Source organism: Paenibacillus woosongensis (genome assembly GCF_009725165.1).
In the GTDB taxonomy this organism is placed as follows: Bacteria; Bacillota; Bacilli; order Paenibacillales; family Paenibacillaceae; genus Fontibacillus; species Fontibacillus woosongensis.
The window spans coordinates 31,386-44,247 of record NZ_WNZW01000018.1 but is presented as its reverse complement, the minus strand read 5'-3'; the positions used below and the strand labels follow the sequence as shown (position 1 = coordinate 44,247).

Sequence of the window (12,862 nt, the reverse complement as noted above, 5' to 3'; positions counted from 1 at the left end):
TGTCAGTATTAGGATGCCCCTTGTGACTTTAGTTTGCTGAAATGTCAAGGGTTTTTACGAAACAATGAATAAAATCATCTTGTTTAACGTATAATGTGTACATTTTGGGCAAATCTACTGAATACGGGGGATAGTTAGGCAGAAACGACACGGATAATGGTGCTCTTTTTTCGAAAGCATTCGATAAGGGCTTTTCTTTATTTGTGCAGCAGCTGCAACCCGCCTTGAACCTATTATATAGGTGCAAACACGGGTTCGCAATGTATTTTTTTAAAGTGAGTAGACATGAGGGGTGAGTATAAGTTGGCAGGACATCTTGTTCAATATGGTCGACGCACTCGGCGAAGTTATGCACGAATTAACGAGGTACTCGAAGTTCCGAACCTGATCGAAATCCAACAGAAATCCTACGATTGGTTCCTGGAGGAAGGTCTCCGGGAGATGTTCCAGGACATTTCGCCAATTCAGGATTTTACCGGGAATTTGGTGTTGGAATTTATCGATTACAGCCTCGGCGAACCGAAGTATACGGTTGACGATGCGAAGGAACGCGACGTAACGTATGCGGCTCCGCTTAGGGTTAAAGTCCGGCTGATTAACAAAGAAACCGGCGAAGTCAAAGAGCAGGAAGTGTTTATGGGAGATTTCCCGCTGATGACGGAAACCGGCACCTTTATTATTAACGGTGCGGAACGGGTTATTGTCAGCCAGTTGGTGCGCTCTCCTAGCGTCTATTTCAGTACGAAAATCGATAAGAATGGCAAAAAGACGTATACTGCCACAGTGATTCCGAACCGCGGCGCATGGCTGGAGTTGGAGATGGACGCGAAGGACATTATCTATGTCCGGATCGACCGTACTCGTAAAATTCCGGTTACCGTGCTGCTTCGCGCGCTTGGCTTCGGTACGGATGCCGAGATTCTGGATTTGCTGGGCAATGATGAATATATCCGCAACACGCTGGACAAAGATAACACGGACTCCACGGAGAAGGCGCTGATCGAAATTTATGAACGCCTCCGTCCGGGCGAGCCGCCGACGCTTGATAATGCGAAGAGCTTGCTCGTGGCCCGCTTCTTTGATCCAAAACGCTATGACCTGGCCAATGTTGGCCGTTACAAAATCAATAAGAAGCTTCATATCAAGAACCGGCTGTTCAATCAGCGTCTCGCTGAGAGCTTGATTGATACGAATACCGGAGAAATTATCGCGGAAGCGGGTCAAATCGTTGACCGCCGTCTATTGGACGAGATCCTTCCTTATCTGGAAGAGGGCGTTGGCTTCAAGAACTACCATGTAGCTAACGGCGTTCTCGATTCCGTCGACGTGCCTCTGCAAACGGTCGATATTTTCTCGCCGATTGAGGATGGCAAGGTCGTTAAAGTTATCGCGAACCGCAATATCGACAAATCGGTCAAGCACATTACGCCGGCCGACATCATTTCGTCGATCAGTTACTTCCTGAATTTGCTGCACGGTATCGGCGACACGGATGATATCGACCACCTCGGCAACCGCCGCCTGCGTTCTGTTGGCGAGCTGCTGCAGAACCAGTTCCGCATCGGTTTGTCCCGGATGGAACGCGTTGTGCGCGAGAGAATGTCGATTCAGGATGCGAACGTGATTACGCCACAGGCGCTGATCAATATCCGTCCGGTTATCGCGTCCATTAAGGAGTTCTTCGGAAGCTCCCAGCTGTCCCAGTTCATGGACCAGACGAACCCGCTTGCCGAGCTGACGCATAAACGCCGTCTGTCTGCGCTCGGGCCTGGCGGTCTGACTCGTGAGCGTGCGGGCTTTGAGGTTCGGGACGTTCACCACAGTCACTATGGCCGGATGTGTCCGATTGAGACGCCGGAGGGACCGAACATCGGTCTGATCAACTCTCTCTCGACATTCGCTCGGATTAACGAGTACGGCTTTATCGAGGCGCCGTATCGTTGGGTTGATCCGAAGACTGGCAAAGTCACGGATCAAATCGCTTATTTGACGGCTGACGAGGAAGACAACTACGTTATCGCCCAAGCGAACGCGATCCTCAATGAGGATAATACGTTCCAGGATGAGAACGTCATTGTCCGTTACAACAAGCAATCGGATAACATTCTGACGATGCCGAGTGATCGCGTCGACTATATGGACGTATCGCCGAAGCAGGTTGTATCCGTAGCTACCGCATTAATTCCGTTCCTGGAGAACGATGACTCCAACCGTGCGCTGATGGGATCGAACATGCAGCGGCAAGCTGTGCCGCTTCTGGTTCCTAAAGCACCTCTCGTAGGTACAGGTATGGAGCATAAAGCCGCCAAAGATTCCGGTGTATGTATTGTGTCCAAATACGATGGAATTATCGAGCGTTCCGCAGCGAACGAAATTTGGCTGCGCCGCGTCGAGGTTGTGGATGGCAAGGAAGTACGCGGTGACCTTGTTAAATATAAATTACACAAATTTATGCGTTCGAACCAAGGAACTTGCATTAACCAGCGTCCGATCGTTAAGCGTGGAGACGTCGTCAAGAAAGGTGATATTCTGGCTGACGGACCGTCCACGGAAATGGGAGAATTGGCATTGGGCCGCAACGTTGTCGTTGCCTTCATGACTTGGGAAGGCTACAACTACGAGGATGCGATTCTGCTTAGCGAGAAGCTGGTGAAGGAAGATGTGTACACTTCCATTCACATTGAAGAATATGAGTCCGAAGCCCGCGATACGAAGCTGGGACCTGAGGAAATTACCCGCGATATTCCGAACGTAGGGGAAGAGGCGCTTCGCAACCTGGATGAGCGCGGTATTATCCGCGTAGGTGCGGAAATCAGCGCTGGCGACATTCTCGTTGGTAAAGTGACGCCGAAGGGTGTTACGGAGCTGACAGCAGAAGAACGCTTGCTGCATGCCATCTTTGGCGAGAAGGCACGCGAAGTTCGCGATACCTCCCTGCGTGTTCCTCACGGAACGGACGGAATCGTTGTTGACGTTAAGGTGTTTACGCGTGAGAATGGCGATGAGTTGCCGCCGGGCGTTAATCAGCTCGTTCGCGTCTACATTGCTCAGAAGCGTAAAATTTCCGAGGGGGATAAAATGGCCGGACGCCACGGTAACAAAGGTGTCGTAGCCCGTATTCTGCCTGAGGAAGATATGCCGTTTATGCCAGATGGCACACCGGTTCAAGTCGTGCTCAACCCGCTGGGGGTTCCTTCACGGATGAACATCGGACAGGTGCTGGAGATTCACCTTGGGATGGCTGCGCTCCAACTCGGAATTCACGTGGCCACACCGGTCTTCGACGGTGCGAACGAGTATGATGTGTTCGATACGATGGAAGAAGCCGGTATGCAGCGCAACGGTAAAACCGTGCTGTATGACGGAAGAACCGGTGAAAGATTTGAACGTGAAGTTACCGTTGGCGTCATGCACATGATTAAGCTGGCGCACATGGTTGACGATAAAATCCATGCTCGCTCCACGGGTCCTTACTCGCTGGTTACACAGCAGCCGCTCGGCGGTAAAGCCCAGTTCGGCGGACAGCGGTTCGGGGAGATGGAAGTGTGGGCGCTCGAGGCCTATGGCGCAGCATACACGCTCCAGGAAATCCTTACCGTCAAGTCCGATGACGTGGTCGGTCGGGTGAAAACCTACGAATCGATCGTTAAAGGCGAGAATGTGCCAGAGCCGGGCGTGCCTGAGTCGTTCAAAGTCTTGATTAAAGAGCTTCAAAGCTTGGGTATGGACGTCAAGATCCTGACTGAGAACGAAGAAGAGATCGAGATGAAGGAAATCGACGACGAAGACGACGCGACCGGAGATAAACTGAGCCTGAACCTGGAAGGCGCGGAAGTCGGCGTAGAATAACACGTGGCGATTGCCGCCATGTGATAATGATAACCGCAGCGGAAGCTGCCTGCCTGGATTATCGGCCTACCTTTGGGAGGCCGATATTTCCCTAGACAGATGGATCGAATAGACGGACGTATTCAGTGTATTTTGATCTGTGTATAATGCTAAAATCAGGACTTGGTTAAGGAGGGATGCTCCTTGTTGGACGTCAACAACTTCGAGTTTATGAAAATTGGGCTTGCTTCCCCAGACAAAATTCGTTCTTGGTCCCGCGGAGAAGTGAAGAAACCGGAAACGATCAACTACCGTACGCTAAAACCGGAAAAGGAAGGGCTGTTCTGCGAGAAAATCTTTGGCCCGACCAAAGACTGGGAATGTCATTGCGGTAAGTATAAGCGTGTCCGTTATAAAGGCGTCGTCTGCGATCGCTGCGGCGTCGAAGTAACTAGAGCTAAAGTTCGCCGTGAACGCATGGGTCACATTGAACTCGCCGCCCCGGTATCCCATATTTGGTACTTCAAAGGGATTCCAAGCCGGATGGGCCTGGCGCTCGATATGTCGCCTCGTTCATTGGAAGAGATTATTTACTTTGCATCTTATGTTGTTACCGATCCAGGCGAGACGCCGCTGGAGAAAAAACAGCTCCTGTCCGAGAAGGAATACCGCAGCTACCGTGAAAAATACGGCTATGGCTTCCAAGCCGGCATGGGCGCTGAAGCGGTTAAGAAGCTGCTCCAGGATCTCGATATCGACAAAGAGCTTGAATTTTTGAAAGAAGAGCTCCGCACGGCTCAAGGCCAACGCCGCAACCGTGCGATCAAACGCCTGGAAGTCATCGAAGCCTTCCGGAATTCCGGCAACGAACCGGAATGGATGATTCTCGACGTGCTTCCAGTTATTCCGCCTGAGCTTCGTCCGATGGTCCAGCTGGATGGCGGCCGTTTTGCGACGTCTGACCTGAATGATTTGTATCGCCGCGTGATTAACCGCAACAACCGTTTGAAACGTCTGCTCGATCTCGGTGCGCCGGATATTATCGTGCAGAATGAGAAGCGCATGCTGCAGGAAGCGGTTGACGCCTTGATCGATAACGGCCGCCGCGGCCGTCCGGTAACGGGCCCAGGTAACCGTCCGCTCAAATCCCTCAGCCACATGCTGAAAGGGAAGCAAGGACGCTTCCGTCAGAACCTGCTCGGAAAACGGGTTGACTACTCTGGTCGTTCCGTTATCGTCGTAGGTCCTTACTTGAAGATGTACCAATGCGGTCTGCCGAAGGAAATGGCGCTGGAACTGTTCAAGCCGTTCGTGATGAAGGAACTGGTCAATAAAGGCCTGGCTCACAACATCAAGAGCGCGAAACGTAAAGTTGAACGCGTCAGCCCAGAGGTATGGGATGTGCTAGAAGAAGTCATTAAAGAGCATCCGGTTCTGCTTAACCGTGCTCCTACGCTTCACCGCTTGGGAATTCAGGCGTTCGAGCCGATTCTGGTCGAAGGCCGAGCGATCCGTCTGCACCCGCTCGTATGTACTGCATATAACGCGGACTTTGACGGTGACCAAATGGCTGTGCACGTACCGCTCAGCGCAGAAGCGCAGGCGGAAGCCCGGATTCTGATGCTTGCTTCCGGCAACATCCTGAACCCGAAAGACGGTAAACCGGTTGTTACTCCTTCACAGGATATGGTTCTCGGCTCCTTCTATCTGACGATGGACAATAAGGAAGCTAAGGGATCAGGAATGATTCTCGGGTCCACTCACGAAGCAGTTTCCGCTTATCAGCGGGGAACGGTATCTCTGCATGCGCGTGTAGCCATCCCGGCTAAAGCGCTTGGCAAAACAGGATTTACCGAAGCTCAGCAAAATGCGCTGCTTGTGACGACGGTTGGCCGGATTATTTTCAATGAAATTTTCCCAGCCAGCTTCCCGTACATTAATGAGCCTTCGCGCAGCAACCTGTTCCAAGGAACGCCGGATCATTACTTTATTTATGACAAAGGCGCCAACGTATTTGAACGCATTATGGCCGTGCCGCAAACCGGGGGAATCGGGAAAGAGTACCTTGGAGAAATTATCGGCCGCTGCTTCGAAATATACCATACGACGGAAACGTCGGTTATTCTCGATAAAATCAAGCAAACCGGCTTCACCTACTCTACTCGTGCAGGCGTTAGTATTGCTGTCTCCGACGTTGTCGTTCCGGATGCGAAGCAAGAGATCCTGCGAGAGTCGGATGAGAAGGTTCGCGTTGTTACGAATCAGTACCGCCGTGGTCTGATTACGAACGAAGAGCGTTACGACCGGGTTATCGACATCTGGTCCAAATCGAAAGACCAAATTACCGACGTGCTCATGAAATCGATGGATCGCTTCAACTCCATCATGCTCATGGTCGATTCCAAGGCGCGGGGTAACAAATCGCAGATTACGCAGCTTGGCGGTATGCGGGGTCTGATGGCCAACCCGTCCGGTCGGATCATCGAGCTCCCAATCAAGTCGAACTTCCGCGAAGGCCTCACGGTTCTCGAGTACTTCCTGTCGACGCACGGTGCGCGTAAAGGTCTGGCGGATACCGCGCTGCGGACCGCTGACTCGGGTTACCTGACCCGCCGTCTCGTTGACGTTGCACAGGACGTTATCGTCCGCGAGGAAGACTGCGGTACGGATAAAGGCTTTACCGTCGGCGTCATCCAGGATGGTAAAGAGGTCATCGAGGATCTGTACGACCGTATTGAAGGACGCTATTCCTTCGAGACGATCAAGCATCCCAAGACAGGGGAAATCATCGTTCATCGCAATGAACTGATCGATTCTGACAAAGCGCATGAAGTTGTGGACGCAGGCGTTACGAAGCTGCAAATCCGCTCCGTGCTGAGCTGCCGCGCTCGCCATGGCGTATGTAAGAAGTGCTACGGGCGAAACTTGGCGACAGGCAAACATGTGGAGATCGGTGAAGCGGTGGGTATCATCGCCGCACAATCCATCGGTGAACCGGGAACCCAGCTCACAATGCGTACGTTCCATACCGGGGGCGTTGCGGGTGATGACATTACCCAAGGTTTGCCGCGTATTCAGGAGCTGTTCGAGGCGCGTAACCCGAAAGGGCAAGCCACGATCAGTGAAATCGACGGCGTAATCAAAGAAATCCGCGAAGCCAAAGACCGCCGGGAAATCGAGGTTCAAGGCGAAGCGGAAACGAAGGTCTATTCCGTCACCTACGGATCCCGCCTGCGTGTCAGCGAAGGACAGGAAATCGAAGCGGGCGACGAGCTGACAGACGGCTCCATTGACCCGAAAGAAATTCTGCGCATCAAAGGGATTCGCGGTGTTCAGAACTATATTCTTCAGGAAGTTCAGCGCGTATACCGTAACCAGGGCGTTGAAATCAACGATAAGCACATCGAGGTTATGATCAAGCAAATGCTGCGCAAGATCCGCATCGTTGATGCTGGGGATACGCCTCTTCTGCCGGGAGCGTTCGTTGATCTCTATGAATATGAGATGGCGAACAAGGAAGCGATTCTGTCCGGCCAGGAGCCGGCGGTTGCGAAGCCTGTTCTCCTTGGTATCACGAAGGCGTCGCTTGAGACGGATTCTTTCCTATCGGCCGCTTCCTTCCAGGAGACGACCCGGGTACTTACCGATGCCGCGATCAAAGGCAAAGTAGATAAATTGCTTGGCCTGAAAGAGAACGTCATTATCGGTAAGCTGATCCCTGCCGGTACGGGCATGAACCGCTACCGCAGCGTACAGTTCGAAGAGCCGGAGAATACCGAGGCTGAAGAAGGTCAGGAGCCGGTAACGGTCGAATAAACAACCTGAAAAGCGGTGCAGCCGAAAGTGGAACATGTACTCGGCTGCACCGTTACTTTGTTTAAGGTTCGAGGATAGCTATAAGGCGGTTATTTTCTTGTAAATAAATTGCTTGACATCGCCTATAGCAAAATGCTAATATATCAAAGTGCGTGAGTACGGTGAATCCCTGTAAATTGGAGGACTAGATGATGTCTAACGATAGAGGGCTACAGGACGCTCATGTCAAAATCGGCACGAAACAAACGATGCGGGCAGTAGAGCTCGGTCGTGCCGAAGAAGTATATGTGGCTGAAGATGCAGATCCGCGCCTTACATCGAAGATTATCGCTCTGTGTAACCAACATGGTGTCAAATTGACTTATGTGGATACGATGCACAATCTCGGCATTGCTTGCGGGATTGAAGTAGGGGCAGCGATGGCTGCGATTGTAAAGAGATAGCTTGAGAAAATCGTTTTTGCTGATTTAGGGCAAACCTTTCGGCAAAAACTTTTCCTTTGTTCTTTTATGAACCGCCTGGGTCTGTGGGCTTAACAAAAGGTTTGTAAAGAAACATTTATTACTGAGGAAGGGGGTGGCAACAACATGCCAACAATCAACCAATTGGTACGTAAAGGTCGTCAAGACAAGATTTACAAATCCAAATCACCAGCATTGCACAGAGGGTTTAACGCTCTCAAACGCGAAGCTACCGAATTGAATTCTCCTCAAAAACGTGGTGTGTGCACTCGGGTAGGGACAATGACTCCTAAGAAACCGAACTCCGCACTTCGTAAATACGCGCGTGTTCGCTTGACGAACCGTGTTGAGGTGACTGCTTATATCCCAGGTATCGGACACAACCTGCAAGAGCACAGTGTCGTGCTGATTCGCGGTGGCCGGGTCAAAGACCTTCCAGGGGTACGTTATCATATCGTTCGCGGAGCGCTGGATACGGCTGGAGTGAACAACCGTATGCAAGCTCGTTCCAAATACGGCGCAAAACGTCCAAAAGCAAAAAAATAATTAGCTAGAGTCATAGCTATACGTTTGAACTAACACTGAAAGGGGGATAACTATGCCACGCAAAGGTCCAGTTGCCAAAAGAGACGTATTGCCGGATCCGGTGTATAACAGCAAACTTGTTACTCGCTTGATCAACCGCATTATGCTCGACGGTAAACGTGGTGTTGCTCAAAGCATCCTTTATAACGCTTTTAAACTTATTCAAGAGCGTACAGGGAATGACCCGATGGAAGTATTTGAAGCAGCGCTTAAGAACATCATGCCGGTACTCGAAGTTAAAGCTCGTCGTGTGGGCGGCTCCAACTACCAAGTACCTATCGAAGTAAAACCAGAGAGACGTACAGCTCTGGGACTACGTTGGCTCGTAAACTACTCCCGCAACCGCGGAGAGAAGACTATGGAAGAGCGTTTGGCTGCCGAGATTATCGACGCATCCAACAACACTGGTGCTTCCGTTAAGAAACGTGAAGACACGCACAAAATGGCCGAAGCGAACAAAGCGTTCGCACACTACCGCTGGTAGGATTCGGTTGATTCACAACATAAATCTATAATTCGAAGGGAGAAAATTTCATGGCAAGAGAGTTCTCCTTGAAGAATACACGTAATATCGGGATCATGGCGCATATTGACGCCGGTAAGACGACGACCACGGAGCGTATCTTGTTCTACACAGGCCGCACGCATAAAATCGGCGAAACCCACGAGGGTTCCGCAACGATGGACTGGATGGAGCAAGAGCAGGAGCGCGGGATTACGATTACTTCCGCTGCTACGACCGCTTCTTGGAAAGGTCACCGCGTCAATATCATTGATACCCCGGGACACGTCGACTTCACTGTTGAAGTCGAACGTTCTCTTCGTGTATTGGACGGGGCAGTTGGTGTGTTCAGTGCCAAGGAAGGCGTAGAGCCGCAGTCGGAAACCGTATGGAGACAGGCTGACAAATATAGCGTTCCTCGTATTGCTTATGTCAACAAAATGGATATCATCGGTGCGGACTTCCTTAACGTTGTTAAAGATATGCGCGAGCGTCTGCAAGCGAACGCAGTTGCAATCCAACTGCCAATCGGTGCAGAGGACAACTTTGTCGGTATCATCGACATTGTTGCTGAGAAAGCGTACATGTACAAAGACAACATGGGCCAAAACATCGAAGAGACCGAAATTCCTGAGGAGTACAAAGCTCAAGTAGAGGAACTTCGTGCTGAACTAGTTGAGAAGGTTGCGGAACTGGACGAGGAGTTGACAATGAAATACCTCGAAGGCGAGGAAATCAGTGTCGATGAAATCAAGGCAGCACTTCGCAAGGGTGTTGTTGAAGTTAAAATCTTCCCAGTTATTTGCGGATCTTCCTACCGTAACAAAGGGGTTCAGCTGATGCTGGATGCCGTTGTAGATTACCTGCCTGCTCCAATTGATATTCCGAGCATTAAAGGTCATCTGGAAGACGGTTCGGAAGTAGAGCGTCATTCTTCGGATGAAGAGCCGTTCGCGGCATTGGCGTTCAAAATCATGACAGACCCTTACGTTGGTAAGCTGACGTTCTTCCGCGTATACTCCGGTGTTCTTCAATCGGGATCTTACGTGCTGAATGCAACGAAAGGCAAACGTGAGCGGATCGGCCGTATCCTGCAAATGCACGCAAACAGCCGTCAAGAGATCACTGAAGTTTACGCAGGTGATATCGCTTCTGCGGTTGGTTTGAAAGATACAGGCACAGGTGATACACTGTGTGATGAGAAGAATCCGGTTATCCTGGAGTCCATGAACTTCCCTGATCCGGTTATCGAAATCGCAGTTGAACCTAAAACGAAAGCTGACCAAGACAAGATGGGCGTTGCCCTCGGCAAATTGACCGAGGAAGATCCTACGCTACGTGCTCATACAGACGAAGAAACGGGTCAAACGATCCTTGCTGGTATGGGTGAGCTTCACCTTGATATCATCATCGAGCGTATGCGCCGCGAATTCAAGGTTGAGACCAACGTGGGTAAACCACAGGTTGCATACCGTGAGACATTCAAAGCACCTGCGCGCGTTGAAGGTAAGTTCGTACGTCAATCCGGTGGTCGTGGACAATACGGTCACGTTTGGGTTGAATTCGAACCGCTGGAAGCTGGTTCTGGTAACCAGTTCGACAGCAAAATCGTCGGTGGTGCGGTACCTCGGGAGTATATTGCTCCTGCACAACAAGGTATCGAAGAAGCTATGAAGAATGGTGTTCTTGCAGGCTTCCCGCTTGTAGACGTTAAAGCTACAATCGTCGACGGTTCTTACCACGATGTTGACTCCAGTGAAATGGCGTTTAAGATCGCTGGTTCCATGGCTTTGAAAGCAGCTAAAGACAAATGTCAAGCTGTTCTTCTTGAGCCAATCATGAAAGTTGAAGTTACGGTTCCGGAAGAGTACATGGGTGACGTTATGGGTATGCTGAACTCCCGTCGCGGACGTATCGAAGGTATGGATTCCCGCGGTAGCGCGCAAATCATTCGTGCCAAAGTGCCTCTTTCCGAAATGTTCGGATATTCAACAACACTTCGTTCCGGTACGCAAGGACGCGGTGTATTCTCGATGGAGCTTTCCCACTACGAAGAAGTTCCTAAGAATATCTCCGAAGAAATCGTATCGAAGTATAAAGGCGAAGAATAATTTTTGTATCTGCTGATCGGAGGGAATTCCTTCATGGGAGCCCCTCCGATCAGTCCAACATAACAATCCATATTTAAGGAGGAACTGTTTAAAATGGCAAAGGCAAAATACGAACGTACAAAACCGCACGTTAATATCGGTACAATCGGTCACGTTGACCATGGTAAAACTACTTTGACTGCAGCAATCACTACCGTTTTGACTAAAACTTACGGTGGAGGTAGCGCGATCGCTTACGACCAAATCGACAAAGCTCCAGAAGAGCGCGAGCGCGGTATCACAATTTCCACTTCCCACGTTGAGTATGAGTCGGCTAACCGCCACTACGCTCACGTTGACTGCCCAGGTCACGCCGACTATGTTAAAAACATGATCACTGGCGCGGCTCAAATGGACGGCGCAATCCTGGTTGTATCCGCAGCTGACGGCCCAATGCCGCAAACTCGCGAGCACATCCTGTTGTCCCGTAACGTAGGCGTTCCTTACATCGTTGTATTCTTGAACAAATGCGACATGGTTGAAGACGAAGAGCTTCTGGAACTGGTTGAAATGGAAGTTCGCGACCTGTTGAACGAATATGAGTTCCCAGGCGATGACACTCCAATCATCCGTGGATCTGCTCGTGAAGCACTTCAAAACCCAGATGGCGACTACGCTAAGAAAATCATCGAAATGTTCGAAATCATCGACGAGTACATTCCGCTTCCAGAGCGTCCGGTTGACAAACCATTCCTGATGCCAGTTGAGGACGTATTCTCCATCACTGGTCGTGGTACGGTTGCTACAGGCCGCGTTGAGCGTGGTACTGTTAAAGTCGGCGACGAGGTTGAAATCGTTGGTATTGCTGAAGAAACTAAAAAATCCGTTGTTACGGGCGTTGAAATGTTCCGTAAATTGCTTGATTCCGCTGAAGCGGGCGACAACATCGGTGCATTGCTCCGTGGTGTAGACCGTACACAAATCGAGCGCGGTCAAGTTCTTGCAAAGCCAGCTTCCGTTAATCCGCATACTGAGTTCACTGCTCAAGTATACGTATTGACTAAAGAAGAGGGCGGACGTCACAAACCTTTCTTCACAGGTTACCGTCCACAATTCTATTTCCGTACAACTGACGTTACAGGTATCATCAACCTGCCAGAAGGTACTGAAATGGTTATGCCTGGCGACAACATCGAAGTTACTGTACAACTGATCGCTCCTATCGCGATTGAAGAAGGAACTCGCTTCTCCATCCGTGAAGGTGGCCGTACAGTTGGATCCGGTGCGGTTGTTTCCATCCAAAAATAATAAGGTTTCTTAAACCTTATTGCCAAGCTGCCCTGAGGGTCATTAGATCCTTAGGGCAGCTTTTTTGTATGGGCTGTATTCTTAAGCTTGAAGTAAGATTCAAGTTGATAGAATAACGTGATCTCAAGACTATCCACAGTTATACTAAAATGGTAACGTGATGCTAGAGGCCAAAAGTTTAATGTTAAAATCAGGCTGTGTATAGCTGAGACATAAGACTAGCGGACCCTCATTCCGTTATTTTAGTAAAAGGGATCACTTTTGGGGAGTAA

The 12,862-nt window shown here is 50.4% G+C and carries 7 protein-coding genes; all 7 read left to right on the top strand.

The features are described from left to right. Window positions 1-303: 303 nt before the first annotated feature. Window positions 304-3,849 (top strand): DNA-directed RNA polymerase subunit beta, encoded by a 3,546-nt coding sequence (gene rpoB / locus GNP95_RS24090; RefSeq protein WP_155613361.1) that lies wholly within the window; start codon window positions 304-306, stop codon window positions 3,847-3,849. 183 nt (window positions 3,850-4,032) lie between these two features. Beyond that, on the top strand, window positions 4,033-7,644 hold the full coding sequence (gene rpoC / locus GNP95_RS24085) for a DNA-directed RNA polymerase subunit beta' (RefSeq protein ID WP_155613360.1): 3,612 nt from the start codon (window positions 4,033-4,035) through the stop codon (window positions 7,642-7,644). A gap of 191 nt (window positions 7,645-7,835) precedes the next feature. Further along, window positions 7,836-8,087, top strand: coding sequence for a ribosomal L7Ae/L30e/S12e/Gadd45 family protein (locus tag GNP95_RS24080; protein ID WP_155613359.1), 252 nt, complete (start codon window positions 7,836-7,838; stop codon window positions 8,085-8,087). A 144-nt stretch (window positions 8,088-8,231) separates the two neighbouring features. Then, window positions 8,232-8,651, top strand: coding sequence for a 30S ribosomal protein S12 (gene rpsL, locus GNP95_RS24075; RefSeq protein WP_155613358.1), 420 nt, complete (start codon window positions 8,232-8,234; stop codon window positions 8,649-8,651). A 52-nt stretch (window positions 8,652-8,703) separates the two neighbouring features. After that, the gene (gene rpsG / locus GNP95_RS24070) at window positions 8,704-9,174 is read left to right on the top strand and encodes a 30S ribosomal protein S7 (protein WP_155613357.1); all 471 of its coding nucleotides are present in this window, start codon (window positions 8,704-8,706) and stop codon (window positions 9,172-9,174) included. A gap of 50 nt (window positions 9,175-9,224) precedes the next feature. Further along, complete coding sequence (gene fusA / locus GNP95_RS24065; protein ID WP_155613356.1) at window positions 9,225-11,303, top strand: elongation factor G; 2,079 nt, start codon at window positions 9,225-9,227, stop codon at window positions 11,301-11,303. Window positions 11,304-11,396: 93 nt separating this feature from the next. Next, window positions 11,397-12,590, top strand: coding sequence for an elongation factor Tu (gene tuf, locus GNP95_RS24060; protein WP_155613355.1), 1,194 nt, complete (start codon window positions 11,397-11,399; stop codon window positions 12,588-12,590). The last annotated feature ends 272 nt before the right edge of the window (window positions 12,591-12,862 follow it).

Bases quoted from the DNA above. Each gene is read 5' to 3' on its own strand.
- rpsL (WP_155613358.1), top strand. From the start codon at position 8,232: ATGCCAACAATCAACCAATTGGTACGTAAAGGTCGTCAAGACAAGATT.
- rpsG (WP_155613357.1), top strand. From the start codon at position 8,704: ATGCCACGCAAAGGTCCAGTTGCCAAAAGAGACGTATTGCCGGATCCG.
- GNP95_RS24080 (WP_155613359.1), top strand. From the start codon at position 7,836: ATGTCTAACGATAGAGGGCTACAGGACGCTCATGTCAAAATCGGCACG.
- fusA (WP_155613356.1), top strand. From the start codon at position 9,225: ATGGCAAGAGAGTTCTCCTTGAAGAATACACGTAATATCGGGATCATG.
- tuf (WP_155613355.1), top strand. From the start codon at position 11,397: ATGGCAAAGGCAAAATACGAACGTACAAAACCGCACGTTAATATCGGT.